This window comes from Bradyrhizobium sp. SYSU BS000235, from assembly GCF_049747295.1.
GTDB lineage: Bacteria > Pseudomonadota > Alphaproteobacteria > Rhizobiales > Xanthobacteraceae > Afipia.
Map to the genome: position 1 here is coordinate 1 of NZ_JBMHJM010000005.1, position 2121 is coordinate 2121.

The window sequence follows — 2121 nt, forward strand, 5'->3', positions numbered from 1 at the left end:
CAAATACAAAACATAAAAATAAATAAACACAGAGTAAATTCCCAAATTATTCCATCATTAAAAGATACGAGGCGCGTGTAAGTTACAGGCAAGCGATCCGTCAGGTGGCACTTTTCGGGGAAATGTGCGCGGAACCCCTATTTGTTTATTTTTCTAAATACATTCAAATATGTATCCGCTCATGAGACAATAACCCTGATAAATGCTTCAATAATATTGAAAAAGGAAGAGTATGAGTATTCAACATTTCCGTGTCGCCCTTATTCCCTTTTTTGCGGCATTTTGCCTTCCTGTTTTTGCTCACCCAGAAACGCTGGTGAAAGTAAAAGATGCTGAAGATCAGTTGGGTGCACGAGTGGGTTACATCGAACTGGATATCAACAGCGGTAAGATCCTTGAGAGTTTTCGCCCCGAAGAACGTTTTCCAATGATGAGCACTTTTAAAGTTCTGCTATGTGGCGCGGTATTATCCCGTATTGACGCCGGGCAAGAGCAACTCGGTCGCCGCATACACTATTCTCAGAATGACTTGGTTGAGTACTCACCAGTCACAGAAAAGCATCTTACGGATGGCATGACAGTAAGAGAATTATGCAGTGCTGCCATAACCATGAGTGATAACACTGCGGCCAACTTACTTCTGACAACGATCGGAGGACCGAAGGAGCTAACCGCTTTTTTGCACAACATGGGGGATCATGTAACTCGCCTTGATCGTTGGGAACCGGAGCTGAATGAAGCCATACCAAACGACGAGCGTGACACCACGATGCCTGTAGCAATGGCAACAACGTTGCGCAAACTATTAACTGGCGAACTACTTACTCTAGCTTCCCGGCAACAATTAATAGACTGGATGGAGGCGGATAAAGTTGCAGGACCACTTCTGCGCTCGGCCCTTCCGGCTGGCTGGTTTATTGCTGATAAATCTGGAGCCGGTGAGCGTGGGTCTCGCGGTATCATTGCAGCACTGGGGCCAGATGGTAAGCCCTCCCGTATCGTAGTTATCTACACGACGGGGAGTCAGGCAACTATGGATGAACGAAATAGACAGATCGCTGAGATAGGTGCCTCACTGATTAAGCATTGGTAACTGTCAGACCAAGTTTACTCGAGGGCGAATGACCAAAGAGACTCAATCAACAACTGTTTCAGCCACTGCTTCGCAGGCTGACGTTACTGACGTGGTGCCAGCGACGGAGGGCGAGAACGCCAGCGCGGCGCAGCCGGACGTGAACGCGCAGATCACCGCAGCGGTTGCGGCAGAAAACAGCCGCATTATGGGGATCCTCAACTGTGAGGAGGCTCACGGACGCGAAGAACAGGCACGCGTGCTGGCAGAAACCCCCGGTATGACCGTGAAAACGGCCCGCCGCATTCTGGCCGCAGCACCACAGAGTGCACAGGCGCGCAGTGACACTGCGCTGGATCGTCTGATGCAGGGGGCACCGGCACCGCTGGCTGCAGGTAACCCGGCATCTGATGCCGTTAACGATTTGCTGAACACACCAGTGTAAGGGATGTTTATGACGAGCAAAGAAACCTTTACCCATTACCAGCCGCAGGGCAACAGTGACCCGGCTCATACCGCAACCGCGCCCGGCGGATTGAGTGCGAAAGCGCCTGCAATGACCCCGCTGATGCTGGACACCTCCAGCCGTAAGCTGGTTGCGTGGGATGGCACCACCGACGGTGCTGCCGTTGGCATTCTTGCGGTTGCTGCTGACCAGACCAGCACCACGCTGACGTTCTACAAGTCCGGCACGTTCCGTTATGAGGATGTGCTCTGGCCGGAGGCTGCCAGCGACGAGACGAAAAAACGGACCGCGTTTGCCGGAACGGCAATCAGCATCGTTTAACTTTACCCTTCATCACTAAAGGCCGCCTGTGCGGCTTTTTTTACGGGATTTTTTTATGTCGATGTACACAACCGCCCAACTGCTGGCGGCAAATGAGCAGAAATTTAAGTTTGATCCGCTGTTTCTGCGTCTCTTTTTCCGTGAGAGCTATCCCTTCACCACGGAGAAAGTCTATCTCTCACAAATTCCGGGACTGGTAAACATGGCGCTGTACGTTTCGCCGATTGTTTCCGGTGAGGTTATCCGTTCCCCTCGAGGAATT

3 protein-coding genes and 1 pseudogene are annotated in these 2121 nt (G+C 51.4%); all 4 read left to right on the plus strand.

From position 1 onward, the window contains the following. Positions 1–232 precede the first annotated feature (232 nt). Positions 233–1093: a TEM family class A beta-lactamase gene (blaTEM, locus tag ACP0KA_RS27830; protein WP_063314631.1), complete on the plus strand. Its 861-nt coding sequence runs from the start codon at positions 233–235 to the stop codon at positions 1091–1093. Positions 1094–1112: 19 nt separating this feature from the next. Further along, a pseudogene (locus ACP0KA_RS27835) lies at positions 1113–1517 on the plus strand (S49 family peptidase); the annotation flags it as partial. 9 nt (positions 1518–1526) lie between these two features. Continuing rightward, positions 1527–1859: a head decoration protein gene (locus ACP0KA_RS27840; RefSeq protein WP_001297109.1), complete on the plus strand. Its 333-nt coding sequence runs from the start codon at positions 1527–1529 to the stop codon at positions 1857–1859. 55 nt (positions 1860–1914) lie between these two features. Next, a partial coding sequence (locus ACP0KA_RS27845; protein WP_424632201.1) for a major capsid protein occupies positions 1915–2121 on the plus strand: 207 nt, incomplete at its 3' end.

What these genes read in the sequence shown, in the direction of transcription:
- blaTEM (WP_063314631.1), top strand. Translation starts at nt 233, where the DNA reads ATGAGTATTCAACATTTCCGTGTCGCCCTTATTCCCTTTTTTGCGGCA.
- ACP0KA_RS27840 (WP_001297109.1), top strand. Translation starts at nt 1,527, where the DNA reads ATGACGAGCAAAGAAACCTTTACCCATTACCAGCCGCAGGGCAACAGT.